The following is a 12,673-nucleotide window of genomic DNA, read 5'->3' on the forward strand; positions in this document are numbered from 1 at the left end:
CGGTACAAGACCAAAGAATGTTTTACCCGCATAAAAATAATCAGTGGGAGTACATCTACATGCAAGCGACCAAGCCGACTCACGTCCGCTATTTGATCCTGCTCATGCTTTTTCTGGTGACCACGATCAACTACGCCGACCGGGCCACTATCGCCATCGCCGGTTCCAGCCTGCAAAAAGACCTCGGCATCGACGCGGTCACCCTCGGTTACATCTTCTCTGCATTCGGTTGGGCCTACGTGGCCGGGCAAATTCCCGGTGGCTGGCTGCTGGACCGTTTCGGTTCGAAAAAAATCTATGCATTGAGCATCTTCACCTGGTCCCTGTTCACCGTGTTGCAGGGTTATGTCGGCGAGTTCGGCATGTCCACCGCGGTGGTAGCGCTGTTCATGCTGCGCTTCCTGGTCGGTCTGGCCGAAGCACCCTCCTTCCCCGGCAACGCACGCATTGTGGCGGCCTGGTTCCCGACTGCTGAACGCGGTACGGCTTCGGCGATCTTCAACTCGGCGCAATACTTTGCCACCGTGTTGTTTGCACCGCTGATGGGCTGGATCGTCTACAGCTTCGGCTGGCAGCACGTGTTCATCGTCATGGGTGTCGTCGGCATCATCTTCTCGGGTATCTGGCTGAAAGTTATCCACAGCCCGCGCCAGCACCCGAAGATCAACGAGGCCGAGTTCAAGTACATCGCCGAGAACGGCGGCATGGTCGACATGGACCAGGACAAAGGCAAAGGGCAAGCCGACGGTAAACCGGCTGAAGGTCCGAAATGGGACTACATCCGTCAGCTGTTGACCAATCGCATGATGCTGGGCGTTTACTTGAGCCAGTACTGCATCAACGCCATCACCTATTTCTTCCTGACCTGGTTCCCGGTGTACCTGGTGCAAGAACGCGGCATGACCATCCTCAAGGCCGGTTTCATTGCCTCGTTGCCGGCCATCTGCGGTTTTATCGGTGGTGTGTTGGGCGGGGTGATCTCCGACTACCTGCTGCGCAAAGGCCATTCCCTGACCTTCGCCCGCAAGGCGCCGATCATCGCGGGCTTGCTGGTGTCCAGCAGCATCGTGGCCTGCAACTACGTTGACGTTGAATGGATGGTCGTCGGCTTCATGGCCCTCGCGTTCTTCGGCAAGGGTGTAGGCGCGCTGGGTTGGGCCGTGGTGTCCGATACATCGCCGAAACAGATCGCTGGTCTCAGTGGTGGCCTGTTCAACACCTTCGGTAACATCGCTTCGATCACCACCCCAATCGTGATCGGCTACATCATCAGCTCCACCGGTTCATTCAAATGGGCGCTGGTGTTTGTCGGTTGCAACGCACTGGTTGCAGTGTTCAGCTACCTGGTGATCGTCGGTCCGATCAAACGTGTGGTGCTCAAAGAGCCACCGGTCAGCGGTCCTGAAACAAATCACAAATTGTCACAAGCGCATTCCTGAGGAGCGGCGTCATGCAGTTGATTGAACATTCCGACTCGCCGCGCTACATCCGCCTGCACGAGCGGGACAACGTAGTGATCGTGGTCAACGACCAGGGCGTGCCGGCCGGCACCGAGTTTCCTGATGGCCTGGTGACCGTGGACTTCGTGCCACAGAGCCACAAGGTCACGCTGGAAGACATTCCCGAAGGCGGCCAGGTCATTCGTTACGGCCAGACCATTGGATACGCGTTGCAGCCGATCCCGCGCGGCAGCTGGGTCAAGGAAGATCAACTGCGCATGCCCACCGCGCCACCGCTGGACAGCTTGCCGCTGTCCACCGAAGTGCCGGCGGCGCAGGCACCACTGGAAGGCTTTACGTTCGAGGGTTACCGCAACGCCGACGGCACCGTCGGCACGCGCAACATTCTGGGGATCACCACGACTGTCCAGTGCGTCACCGGCGTGCTCGATCATGCGGTCAAGCGCATCAAGGACGAGTTGCTGCCCCAGTATCCGAACGTCGATGACGTGGTGGCGCTAACTCACAGCTACGGTTGTGGAGTGGCCATCACAGCGGCCGACGCTTACATCCCGATCCGCACCGTGCGCAACCTGGCGCGCAACCCGAACCTGGGCGGCGAAGCGCTGGTGATCAGCCTGGGCTGCGAGAAATTGCAGGCCGGGCAGGTGATGCACGAGAACGACAGCTCGGTGGATCTGAGCGAGCCGTGGTTGTATCGCTTGCAGGATTCGAGTCACGGTTTCACCGAGATGATCGAGCAGATCATGGCGCTGGCCGAAACCCGTCTGAAGAAGCTCGATCAGCGTCGCCGGGAAACCGTGCCGGCGTCCGAGCTGATTCTGGGGATGCAGTGTGGTGGCAGTGACGCGTTTTCCGGGATCACCGCCAACCCGGCGCTGGGTTATGCCTCGGACCTGTTGCTGCGTGCCGGTGCGACGGTGTTGTTTTCCGAAGTCACCGAAGTACGCGACGCCATCTACCTGCTGACTTCCCGCGCGGAGACTGAAGAGGTCGCTCAGGAGCTGGTACGGGAAATGGACTGGTACGACCGTTACCTGGCCAAGGGCGAAGCGGATCGCAGCGCCAACACCACGCCGGGCAACAAGAAGGGCGGGTTGTCGAACATTGTCGAGAAGTCCCTGGGCTCGATCGTCAAGTCCGGCAGCAGCGCGATCAACGGCGTGCTTGGCCCGGGCGAGCGTTTCAAGCGCAAAGGACTGATTTTCTGTGCGACCCCGGCCAGTGACTTTGTCTGCGGGACGTTGCAATTGGCGGCGGGGATGAATCTGCACGTGTTCACAACGGGGCGCGGCACGCCGTATGGTTTGGCGATGGCACCGGTGGTGAAGGTCTCGACCCGTACGGAACTGGCGCAGCGCTGGCCGGATTTGATCGACATCGATGCCGGGCGGATTGCGACTGGGCGGGCTTCGATCGAAGACCTCGGCTGGGAGTTGTTCCACTACTACCTGGACGTGGCCAGCGGCAAGAAACAGACGTGGGCCGAGCAGCACAAGCTGCATAACGACATCACCCTGTTTAACCCTGCGCCGATTACCTAAGACCGACTAATGATCGTTCCCACGCTCTGCGTGGGAATGCAGTCAGGGACGCTCTGCGTCACAAGAGGCATTCCCACGCAGAGCGTTGGAACGATCAGGGTGAAAGTGGCTTATCATTAGCCCCCTAACGACGATCACCCAAGGTTCTCCCCGGCATGCTGGCTATTTTCCTCGAAACCCTGAACATCACCGCGCCGGTGTTTGCCATGCTGTTTCTGGGGGTGTTGCTCAAGCGCATCAGCTGGATCAACGACAATTTCATCATCACTGCGTCGGCCCTGGTGTTCAACGTCACCATGCCGGCGTTGTTGTTTCTGGGCATTCTGCATGCCGACCTCCACGCCGCGCTGCAACCGGCGCTGCTGATCTACTTCTCGATTGCCACGCTCGTTAGTTTTGCCTTCGCCTGGGGTTGGGCAATCTGGAAGTGCCCGCGTGAAGATCGGGGGATCTACACCCAGGGCGCGTTTCGTGGCAACAACGGGGTGATCGGCCTGGCACTGGCGGCGAGTATGTACGGTGATTACGGGATATCCCTTGGCGCGATTCTCGCGGCGCTAGTGATCCTGCTATACAACACTCTTTCGAGCATTGTGCTGGCGGTGTACAGCCCGGTGATCAAGTCTGATCCGTGGAGCATCTGCAAAAGCGTTATGGGCAACCCGTTGATCATCAGCGTGTTTGCAGCGGCGCCGTTTGCTTATTTCCAGATAGGTTTGCCGGGCTGGCTTGAGAAGTCGGGCCAATACCTGGCGCAAACCACCTTGCCACTGGCGTTGATCTGCATTGGCGGGACGTTGTCGCTGGCAGCGTTGCGCAAAAGTGGCAATATGGCGCTGAGTTCAAGCCTGGTGAAGATGATCAGCCTGCCGGTGCTGGCGACCCTCGGGGCCTGGCTCTGGGGCTTTCGTGGAGCGGAGCTGGGGATTCTGTTTCTGTACTTTGGCAGCCCGACCGCTGCCGCCAGTTTTGTCATGGCTCGCCAGGCCAATGGCAATCACGAGCTGGCGGCGGCGATCATTGTGATCACCACGTTGATGGCGGCGGTGACCACTAATATCGGGGTCTTTTTGTTGCAGTGGGGTGGGTGGATTTAACCCAGAGCTTTGGTGGTGTTCTTCAGGGCCTCATCGCGAGCAGGCTCGCTCCCACAGTGATCTTCAGTGTTCACACAACTTGTGCAACAAAGGAGATCCCCTGTGGGAGCGAGCCTGCTCGCGATGGCGGCAGGCCTTTCACCACAATCTTCGGATTTTCACTCCGGCTTCTGGTAGCTATCAATCACTTCCTGCGCCGCCCGAAACGCATCGATCGCCGCCGGTGCGCCGGCATACACTGCGCAATGCAGCAGCGTTTCCCGAATCTCTTCCACCGTGCAGCCGTTGTTCAGTGCCCCGCGCACGTGGCCTTTCAGTTCTTGCGGACATTTGAGCGCGGTCAGCGCGGCGAGGGTGATCAGGCTGCGGGTTTTCAGCGCCAGGCCATCACGATTCCAGACGGCGCCCCAGGCGTGTTCATTGACGAAATCCTGCAGCGGCTGGGTGAATTCCGTGGCATTGCCCAGTGCGCGGTCGACGAAGGCGTCGCCCATCACTTGGCGGCGGACTTCAACGCCAGGTTTTTTATGGTCGGTCATGGCACATCCCTCTTGTGGTGTTGGCGACGCCAGGCGAGCAGGGACGTGAGCAACAGAAACGCCACCAGCGCCGGCAGGACGAAAAACAGCATCAAATGCTCAAGCTTGCCGGCCAGTGGCATGCCGGTGGTGAACGACACCACGTGCAGCCCGTAAGCCAGGTACAAACCCAGACACAGCAAACCTTCGGCCCGGGTCACCCGGTAGCCGGTATAGAACAGCGGCAGACAGAACACCGCGACACCGAGCATCACCGGCAGATCGAAACCCAGGGCATTGGGTGAGACCGACAGCGGCGACGGTGCGATCAGTGCTGTCACGCCCAGCACACCCAGCAGGTTGAACAGGTTGCTGCCGATCACGTTGCCCACGGCGATGTCCCGCTCACCGCGCAGGGCAGCAATCAATGAAGTGGCCAACTCCGGCAGGGACGTGCCGATGGCAACGATGGTCAGGCCGATGATTCGTTCCGAGAGCCCTAGATCCGTGGCAACCGCCACTGCTGCCCCCAGCAGCAGGTGCCCGGCGTAGATCAGCATCGCCAGCCCGCCCACGATCATCAGCAGGCTGCTGAACCAGGGGGCGGGCTGGCTGTGCGGATCGCTCGATGGCGGACGAGCCGAGTGCCGAGACTGGCGTAGCAGCAAGCCCAGGTAGAGCGCCAGTGCGGCCAGCAGTATCACGCCATCGGTACGGGTCAGTATTTCATTCCAGGCCAGGACGAACACCAGCAGGCTGGCGCCGATCATCAACGGAATATCCAGGCGCACCAGTTGCCGCGAAACACGCAGCGGAATGATCAGCGCCGAGAGCCCGAGCGTGACGAGAATGTTGAAGATGCTGCCGCCGATAACGCTGCCGACGGCGATGTCGGCATTTTCCGTGAGGGTGGCTTGCAAGCTGACCACCATCTGCGGCGCACTGCTGCCGAGGGCGACGATGGTCAGGCCGATGATCAGCGGCCGCACATGCCACCGCGCCGCGAGACGCACGGCGGCACGCACCATCAACTCGGCGCCGAAGATCAGTAAAACCAGGCCACTGAGCAGTTCAATCACACTGATCAGGGGTAAATCGACAAGTCCGAAAATGGGTGTGCTCCGTCTGTCAGTTGTCGAGGGCTTGCACGCGAACCTTGGCGGTGCCGCTTTTGATCATGCCCAGGCGCTCGGCGGCTTCATGGGACAGATCGATCAGACGTCCGCGGGTATGCGGCCCGCGATCGTTGATGCGGACCACGCAGGACTTGTCGTTGTTCAGATTGGTGACCTTCACCCGCGTGCCGAAGGGCAACTGGCGATGGGCGGCGGTCATGGAATTCTTGTTGAAACGCTCGCCACTGGCGGTGCGTTTGCCTTGGTGTTTGGCGCCGTAATAAGACGCGGTGCCGGTTTTGTCGTAGCCGTGTGGATCGACGACATCATTACTGGCGCAACCGGCCAGCAGGGCGAGCAGGGCGCAGGCACTGAGCAGACGCTTCATTAGGTGACCCTATGATCGTTCCCACGTTCCGCGTGGGAATGCAGCCAGTGACGCTCCGCGTCACAAAAGCGGACGCAGAGCGTCCAATGAGGCACTCCCACGCGGAGCGTGGGAGCGATCACTGTGGTTAGCCTTCGAGCTTGCTTTTGAGCAGTTCGTTGACCTGTTGCGGGTTGGCCTTGCCTTTGGAGGCTTTCATGGCCTGGCCGACGAAGAAGCCGAACATCTTGCCGCGTTTGGCTTCGTCTGCCGCGCGGTACTGTTCGACCTGTTCGGCATTGGCCGCGAGCATCTCGTCCAGCACCGCCGAGATGGCGCCGCTGTCAGTCACTTGCTTGAGGCCGCGCTTGTCGATGATCTCGTCCGCGCTGCCTTCGCCGTTGGCCATCGCTTCAAACACCACCTTGGCGATCTTGCCGGAGATGGTGTTGTCCTTGATGCGCAGCAACATGCCGCCCAGTTGCTCGGCGGAAACCGGCGACTGTTCGATGTCCAGGCCTTGTTTGTTGAGCAGGCTGCCCAACTCGACCATCACCCAGTTGGCCGCCAGTTTGGCGTCGCCGCCAATGCTCGCGACTTTCTCGAAGTAATCGGCTTGCTCGCGGCTGGTCGCCAGCACGCTGGCGTCATAGACCGACAGACCGAACTGTTCCTGGAAGCGCTCGCGTTTTTGCGGTGGCAATTCCGGCAGGGTGGCGCGTACGTCGTCGAGGAACGAGTCTTCGATGACCACGGGCAGCAGGTCTGGATCGGGGAAGTAACGGTAGTCGTTGGCTTCCTCTTTGCTGCGCATCGGACGGGTTTCGTCCTTGTTCGGATCGTACAGGCGGGTCTGCTGGATCACTTTGCCGCCGTCTTCGATCAGCTCGATCTGGCGCTGCACTTCGCTGTTGATCGCTTTCTCGATGAAACGGAACGAGTTGACGTTCTTGATTTCGCAGCGAGTACCGAACTCAACCTGGCCTTTCGGACGGATCGACACGTTGCAGTCGCAACGCAGCGAGCCTTCGGCCATGTTGCCGTCGCAGATGCCGAGGTAACGCACCAGCGCGTGGATCGTCTTGACGTAGGCCACGGCTTCCTTGGCACTGCGCATGTCTGGCTCGGAGACGATTTCCAGCAGCGGCGTGCCGGCACGGTTCAAGTCGATGCCGGTGGCACCGTTGAATTCTTCGTGCAAGCTTTTACCGGCGTCTTCTTCCAGGTGCGCACGGGTCACGCCGACACGTTTGATCGTGCCGTCTTCCATGGCGATGTCCAGGTGGCCCTTGCCGACGATCGGCAATTCCATCTGGCTGATCTGGTAGCCCTTGGGCAGGTCCGGGTAGAAATAGTTTTTACGGGCGAACACGTTGTGCTGACCGATCTCGGCGTCAATCGCCAAGCCGAACATCACTGCCATGCGTACCGCTTCCTGGTTCAGCACCGGCAGTACGCCGGGCATGCCCAGGTCTACGAGGCTGGCCTGGGTATTCGGCTCGGAACCGAAGGTGGTGGAACTACCGGAAAAGATTTTCGACCGGGTGGTGAGCTGGGTATGAATCTCCAGCCCGATCACGACTTCCCATTGCATGTGTGTCTCCTCAGAAGCCGGTTGGGGTGCGGGTGTGCCAGTCAGTGTTGAGCTGATACTGGTGGGCAACGTTCAACAGGCGACCTTCCTGGAAATACGGAGCGAGCAGTTGCACGCCCACCGGCAGGCCATCGACGAAACCGGCTGGCATGGACAAGCCCGGCAGGCCGGCGAGGTTGGCGGTGATGGTGTAGACGTCTTCCAGGTACGCGGCGACCGGGTCGCTATTCTTGGCACCAAGCTTCCAGGCCGGGTTCGGCGTGGTTGGGCCGAGGATGATGTCGACCTCATTGAAGGCTGCCATGAAGTCGTTCTTGATCAAGCGACGAATCTTCTGGGCCTTGAGGTAGTAGGCGTCGTAGTAACCGGCCGACAGCGCGTACGCACCGACCATGATCCGGCGCTGCACTTCCGGGCCGAAACCTTCGCCACGGGAGCGCTTGTACAGGTCGATCAGGTCTTTCGGGTTTTCACAGCGATGGCCGAAACGCACGCCGTCGAAACGCGACAGGTTGGACGAGGCTTCCGCCGGGGCGATCACGTAGTACGCAGGAATCGCGTGCTGCATGTTCGGCAGGCTGATTTCCTTGATCACGGCGCCGAGCTTTTCCAGCTCCTTGACGCTGTTGTGGATCAGCTCGGCAATGCGCGGGTCGAGACCGGTGCTGAAATATTCTTTCGGTACACCGATGCGCAGGCCTTGCAGCGAACCGTTGAGGCTGGCGCTGTAATCGGGCACAGGCTCGTCGATGCTGGTGGAGTCATTTGGATCAAAGCCGGCCATGCCTTGCAGCAAAATTGCACAGTCTTCGGCCGTGCGCGCCATCGGGCCGCCCTGATCGAGACTGGAGGCGTAGGCGATCATGCCCCAGCGCGAAACGCGACCGTACGTCGGTTTCAGGCCGGTGAGGTTGGTCAGTGCGGCGGGCTGGCGAATGGAACCGCCGGTATCGGTACCGGTAGCCGCAGGCAGCAGGCGCGCGGCAACCGCTGCCGCCGAACCGCCGGACGAACCGCCGGGCACGTGTTCCAGGTTCCACGGGTTTTTCACCGGGCCGTAGTAGCTCGACTCGTTGGCCGACCCCATGGCGAATTCGTCCATGTTGGTCTTGCCCAGGGTCACGGTCCCGGCAGCGGCCAGCTTGGCCACGACGGTGGCGTCGTACGGTGCTTTAAAGTTGTCGAGCATCTTCGAGCCGCAGCTGGTGCGGATGCCTTGGGTGCAGAACAGGTCTTTGTGCGCAATCGGCGCGCCAAGCAGGGCGCCGCTCTCACCATTGGCCCGGCGTGCGTCAGCGGCTTTCGCTTGCTGGAGCGCCAGGTCCTCGGTGAGGCTGATGAAGCTGTTGAGCTGAGGATCGAGCAGGGCGATACGCGCCAGCAGGGTTTTGGTCAGCTCTTCGGAAGAAAACTTTTTTTCGGCGAGTCCGCGGGCGATCTCGGCCAGAGTCAATTGATGCATTGCAGGCTCTTTCCCTTTAGTCGATGACTTTCGGAACCAGGTACAGGCCGTTTTCGACCGCTGGTGCGATGGACTGATAGGCCTCGCGATGATTGGTCTCGGTCACGACGTCTGCGCGCAGGCGCTGGCTGGCTTCCAGTGGGTGGGCCAGCGGCTCGATACCGTCGGTATTGACCGCCTGCATTTCGTCGACCAGACCCAGGATGCTGTTCAGGGCCGAAGTGATGTGTGGAAGATCGGCATCATTGAGGCCAAGGCAGGCCAAATGAGCGATTTTTTCCACGTCGGAGCGTTCAAGCGCCATTGCGATTCTCCAGTGGAAAACAGAACGGACGGCGTCCGTGTGTTAGATTGTCTGAACACTACCGCATTTCTACGGTCATAAGGCCGCGATTGTGGGGGTTGGTGCACAGAAAAGCGGCCAATTTAACATATTGGCGCCTTGCCCAAAATCCCTGTCGTTGTTAGAGTTTGCCGCACTTTTTTACCCACGCGTTGCCTAGGGTCCCTTTCCCATGTTCAAGAAACTGCGTGGCATGTTTTCCAGCGATCTCTCCATTGACCTGGGCACTGCCAACACCCTTATTTACGTGCGCGAGCGCGGTATCGTCCTGAATGAGCCATCGGTTGTGGCTATTCGGACACACGGTAACCAGAAAAGTGTCGTAGCTGTCGGCACCGAAGCGAAGCGCATGCTCGGCCGAACGCCGGGCAACATCGCTGCCATTCGTCCGATGAAGGACGGCGTGATCGCCGACTTCAGCGTCTGCGAAAAGATGCTGCAGTATTTTATCAACAAGGTTCACGAAAACAGCTTTCTGCAGCCTAGCCCTCGTGTGCTGATCTGCGTTCCGTGCAAATCCACTCAGGTTGAGCGTCGTGCCATCCGTGAATCGGCCCTTGGTGCCGGTGCTCGTGAAGTGTTCCTGATCGAAGAGCCGATGGCTGCTGCGATTGGTGCCGGCCTGCCGGTTGAAGAAGCACGCGGCTCGATGGTGGTCGATATCGGTGGTGGTACTACCGAAATCGCTCTGATCTCCCTGAACGGGGTGGTTTACGCCGAATCCGTACGGGTTGGCGGCGACCGTTTCGACGAAGCGATCATCACCTACGTACGTCGCAATTACGGCAGCCTGATCGGCGAGTCCACCGCCGAGCGCATCAAGCAGGAAATCGGTACGGCCTACCCGGGTGGCGAAGTACGTGAAGTCGACGTGCGTGGCCGTAACCTGGCCGAAGGCGTTCCACGTGCTTTCACCCTGAACTCCAATGAAGTGCTGGAAGCTCTGCAAGAGTCCCTGGCCACCATCGTTCAGGCTGTGAAAAGCGCACTGGAGCAGTCGCCTCCGGAGCTGGCATCCGATATCGCCGAGCGCGGTCTGGTACTGACCGGGGGTGGCGCACTGCTGCGTGACCTCGACAAGTTGCTGGCCCAGGAAACAGGTCTGCCGGTGATCGTCGCCGAAGATCCGCTGACCTGCGTTGCTCGCGGCGGTGGCCGTGCGCTGGAAATGATGGATAAACACACCATGGACCTGCTTTCCAGCGAGTGATCTTGCCGGTTGCATCTATGCTGTTGGCGCGCAGGCAGCACTTTGCAGTGCTGCCTGTTGGCGTTTATCTTCTGTCAGTCTGCATCCAGCTCGGTTTGATGCCGTATGAATAAAAAGAACATTTGCCTGGGAGGAGCGGCTTATTAAACCGCTTTTCACCAAAGGGCCTTCACTGGGCGTGCGCTTGTTGGTGCTGGTCGTGCTATCGGTTGCGCTGATGGTTGTCGATGCCCGCTTCACACTGCTCAAGCCAGTGCGTAGCCAAATGTCGCTGGTGCTGATGCAGTCTTACTGGATCACCGACCTGCCGCAGCGGCTATGGCAGGGTGTGGCCAGCCAATTCGGCAGCCGTACCGAACTCGTCGCCGAAAACGAAAAACTCAAGAGCGAAAACCTGCTGTTGCAGGGGCGCATGCAAAAGCTTGCCTCCCTCACCGAGCAAAACGTTCGGCTGCGCGAGTTGCTCAACTCTTCGGCGCTGGTCAACGAAAAGGTCGAAGTGGCCGAGTTGATCGGCATGGACCCGAACCCCTTCACCCATCGCATCATCATCAACAAAGGTGAGCGCGACGGTGTGATCCTCGGTCAGCCGGTGCTCGATGCGCGCGGTCTGATGGGACAAGTGGTCGAGTTGATGCCCTACACCTCCCGCGTATTGCTGCTGACCGACACCACCCACAGCATTCCCGTGCAGGTGAACCGTAACGGTTTGCGGGCGATTGCCAGCGGCACCGGCAACCCCGAGCGCCTCGAGTTACGTCACGTCGCCGATACTGCCGACATCAAGGAAGGTGATCTGCTGGTCAGCTCTGGTCTTGGTCAGCGGTTCCCGGCGGGGTACCCGGTGGCCACGGTCAAGGAAGTGATTCACGACTCCGGACAGCCGTTTGCGATCGTTCGCGCTGTACCGACCGCCGCGTTGAATCGCAGCCGTTATTTGCTGCTGGTGTACAGCGACGGCCGCACAGCCGAGGAACGTGCCAACGAAGCGGCCCAGGCGCAGGAAGCACTGGACCAGCACGGCGGTGGCCCGATCATTCCGGCGACTGTAACCAAACCGGTTCCTGTGACACCTGCTGCGGTTGTACCTGCTGCCGCGCCGGCCGCACCTGTCGTGCCGGCTACCCCGGCTACCGCAACTCCGGCCAAGCCTGCTACTGCTACGAAACCGGGCGTCAAGAAGCCGCCGGAGGCTGCCCCTGCAGCCGCTAAACCGCCAGCAACGCCACCCACCGTCGTGAAGCCTGCTGCCAAACCGCCCGTCCCCGCGCCGGCTACCACTGGGAGACAAGAATAATGGTCGGTGTCAAAGCCTCCCGAAACGGCTGGATGGTCTGGGTGACGTTTGCTGTCGGCCTGTTACTCAGCGTCTCGCCGTTGCCGCAATTCATGGAAATTCTCCGTCCGCTGTGGCTGGCGTTGCTGCTCGCGTTCTGGGCGCTGGCCCTGCCGCAAAAAATTGGCATGCTCACTGCCTGGTGCCTGGGACTGGCTGAAGACGTGCTTTATGGCACCTTGCTTGGCCAGAATGCGCTGATCCTGACATTGATCACCTTCCTGGTGCTGTCGCTGCAACAACGCTTGCGCATGTTCCCGATGTGGCAGCAGAGCCTGGTGATCCTGGTGATCTTCGGCCTCGCACAGCTTGTTCAATTGTGGCTGAGTGCCTTGACCGGTAATCGTCAGCCAACGTTGGCGCTGGTGTTGCCGGCTCTGGTCAGTGCGTTGCTGTGGCCATGGGTCAGCTACGGTTTGCGTGGTCTGCGTCGACGCTACAAAATCAATTAATTCGGTCAGGCATTTGCCGGGGCCCTGCCTCGCAAATACGTTCCCTTTTTTGGCGAGTGGCTGTTGTTGCCAGACAAGGCGCCGCTCCTCGCCATAGCTCGCTATGGCGAGGAGCGGCAACGCAGTACGGCTGCAACAGACGCCGCCAAAAAGGAACAGTATTTGTGAGGCAGGG

The 12,673-nt window shown here is 60.0% G+C and carries 12 protein-coding genes; 6 read left to right on the forward strand and 6 right to left on the reverse strand.

The features are described from left to right. Positions 1 to 17: 17 nt before the first annotated feature. The 3 genes from J2Y56_RS18485 (at position 18) to J2Y56_RS18495 (ending at position 4,101) form a co-directional block, all read left to right on the forward strand. Positions 18 to 1,439, forward strand: coding sequence for an MFS transporter (locus J2Y56_RS18485; RefSeq protein WP_405046870.1), 1,422 nt, complete (start codon positions 18 to 20; stop codon positions 1,437 to 1,439). An 11-nt stretch (positions 1,440 to 1,450) separates the two neighbouring features. Continuing rightward, positions 1,451 to 3,004, forward strand: a complete 1,554-nt coding sequence (gene garD / locus J2Y56_RS18490; RefSeq protein ID WP_310351863.1) for a galactarate dehydratase — start codon at positions 1,451 to 1,453, stop codon at positions 3,002 to 3,004. 155 nt (positions 3,005 to 3,159) lie between these two features. Continuing rightward, the gene (locus tag J2Y56_RS18495) at positions 3,160 to 4,101 is read left to right on the forward strand and encodes an AEC family transporter (protein ID WP_310351865.1); all 942 of its coding nucleotides are present in this window, start codon (positions 3,160 to 3,162) and stop codon (positions 4,099 to 4,101) included. A gap of 158 nt (positions 4,102 to 4,259) precedes the next feature. On the opposite strand, the gene J2Y56_RS18500 is transcribed toward J2Y56_RS18495, so the two are convergent. From J2Y56_RS18500 to gatC, 6 genes are all read right to left on the reverse strand, one after another. Next, the gene (locus J2Y56_RS18500) at positions 4,260 to 4,640 is read right to left on the reverse strand and encodes a carboxymuconolactone decarboxylase family protein (RefSeq protein WP_007942779.1); all 381 of its coding nucleotides are present in this window, start codon (positions 4,638 to 4,640) and stop codon (positions 4,260 to 4,262) included. After that, on the reverse strand, positions 4,637 to 5,698 hold the full coding sequence (locus J2Y56_RS18505) for a calcium/sodium antiporter (RefSeq protein ID WP_310351869.1): 1,062 nt from the start codon (positions 5,696 to 5,698) through the stop codon (positions 4,637 to 4,639). Before J2Y56_RS18505 ends, J2Y56_RS18500 begins: the two co-directional genes overlap by 4 nt. Positions 5,699 to 5,747: 49 nt before the next feature. Next, positions 5,748 to 6,122 carry a septal ring lytic transglycosylase RlpA family protein gene (locus tag J2Y56_RS18510; RefSeq protein ID WP_007942777.1) on the reverse strand — a complete coding sequence of 125 codons (375 nt, stop codon included), beginning with the start codon at positions 6,120 to 6,122 and terminating at the stop codon, positions 5,748 to 5,750. Positions 6,123 to 6,249: 127 nt separating this feature from the next. Beyond that, on the reverse strand, positions 6,250 to 7,695 hold the full coding sequence (gene gatB, locus J2Y56_RS18515) for an Asp-tRNA(Asn)/Glu-tRNA(Gln) amidotransferase subunit GatB (protein WP_150782085.1): 1,446 nt from the start codon (positions 7,693 to 7,695) through the stop codon (positions 6,250 to 6,252). Positions 7,696 to 7,705: 10 nt separating this feature from the next. Then, positions 7,706 to 9,157, reverse strand: coding sequence for an Asp-tRNA(Asn)/Glu-tRNA(Gln) amidotransferase subunit GatA (gatA, locus tag J2Y56_RS18520; protein WP_310334247.1), 1,452 nt, complete (start codon positions 9,155 to 9,157; stop codon positions 7,706 to 7,708). A 16-nt stretch (positions 9,158 to 9,173) separates the two neighbouring features. Beyond that, the gene (gatC, locus tag J2Y56_RS18525; protein WP_007901429.1) at positions 9,174 to 9,461 is read right to left on the reverse strand and encodes an Asp-tRNA(Asn)/Glu-tRNA(Gln) amidotransferase subunit GatC; all 288 of its coding nucleotides are present in this window, start codon (positions 9,459 to 9,461) and stop codon (positions 9,174 to 9,176) included. A gap of 211 nt (positions 9,462 to 9,672) precedes the next feature. On the opposite strand from gatC, the gene mreB reads away from it, so the two are divergent. The 3 genes from mreB (at position 9,673) to mreD (ending at position 12,498) form a co-directional block, all read left to right on the forward strand. Continuing rightward, positions 9,673 to 10,710 (forward strand): rod shape-determining protein MreB, encoded by a 1,038-nt coding sequence (gene mreB / locus J2Y56_RS18530; RefSeq protein ID WP_002555108.1) that lies wholly within the window; start codon positions 9,673 to 9,675, stop codon positions 10,708 to 10,710. A 142-nt stretch (positions 10,711 to 10,852) separates the two neighbouring features. Continuing rightward, positions 10,853 to 12,007, forward strand: coding sequence for a rod shape-determining protein MreC (gene mreC, locus J2Y56_RS18535; protein WP_081502724.1), 1,155 nt, complete (start codon positions 10,853 to 10,855; stop codon positions 12,005 to 12,007). Next, a complete protein-coding gene (gene mreD, locus J2Y56_RS18540; RefSeq protein WP_007942773.1) occupies positions 12,007 to 12,498 on the forward strand; it encodes a rod shape-determining protein MreD in 492 nt (163 codons plus the stop codon). The genes mreC and mreD overlap by 1 nt, the downstream gene beginning before the upstream one ends. The last annotated feature ends 175 nt before the right edge of the window (positions 12,499 to 12,673 follow it).

The sequence above is a fragment of the Pseudomonas sp. BE134 genome, assembly GCF_031456105.1.
Classification (GTDB): Bacteria; Pseudomonadota; Gammaproteobacteria; order Pseudomonadales; family Pseudomonadaceae; genus Aquipseudomonas.